Source organism: Neobacillus paridis (assembly GCF_016765675.1).
Taxonomy (GTDB): Bacteria; Bacillota; Bacilli; order Bacillales; family Cytobacillaceae; genus Neobacillus; species Neobacillus paridis.
The window spans coordinates 1-826 of record NZ_JAESWB010000318.1 but is presented as its reverse complement, the minus strand read 5'-3'; the positions used below and the strand labels follow the sequence as shown (position 1 = coordinate 826).

1 protein-coding gene is annotated in these 826 nt (G+C 60.9%); it reads left to right on the top strand.

Features of this window, described 5'->3' with window-relative positions; all coding sequences use genetic code 11:
- Positions 1–675, top strand: a 675-nt coding sequence (locus tag JK635_RS29050) for an IS5 family transposase (RefSeq protein WP_202655543.1), incomplete at its 5' end; no start/stop codon positions are given.
- Positions 676–826 lie beyond the last annotated feature (151 nt).

Here is an 826-nt window from a genome sequence, read left to right as displayed (position 1 = left end):
GCCAGCGAGAGCGTGTTCGATGCCGTGAATCGCCAGTTGGCCAGGCACGGCTACATTGCGCGCGGCGGCCAGATGATCGACGCGAGCATCGTGGAGGCGCCCAGGCAGTCGTTGAGCAAAGAAGAGAAAGCCATCGTCAGCGAAGGCGCGATGCCGGCTGACTGGAAGCCGGCCAAGCGGCGCCAGAAGGATATGGATGCACGCTGGACGAAGAAACACGGCAAGTCCTACTTCGGCTACAAGGTGTCAGCCAATGCTGACAAGCGTTACAAGCTGGTGCGCAAGATCAAGGTGAGCACGGCAAGCGAACACGACACCCTGCATTTCGAGGACGTGCTCGATCCCGCTAACACGAACCGGGACATCCTGGCCGACAAGGGGTATGTCGATGGGGAGCGCGAAGCGCGGCTGAGCAAACAGGGCTGGCGCATGCATATCCAGCGCAAAGGCAGCAAGGACCAGCCGCTCTCTGAGGCCCAGCAGCGGCGCAATCATCGCATTGCCAAGACGCGTGCCCGCATCGAGCACGTGTTCGCGGGCCTGGCACAGATGGGTGGCAAGACACTGCGCTGCATTGGCCTGGCACGCGCCAGGCTGCACCTGAACTGGAAGGTCGCTGCTTACAACTTGCAGCGTCTGGTCTATCTGAAGGAGGCCGGGGTCGAGGCATTCTGACGCCCGAGGTCCGTGCGGACCGCAGAAAACGAGCACCACAACCTGGTAAAGAGGTCGGGGAACGACCATGCTCACGCGTTGCTAGACGCATTCAAACGCATGGCTCGCTGATGACGCCGAAATCAAGTGTTATTCGAGCTGCCCCATAGTA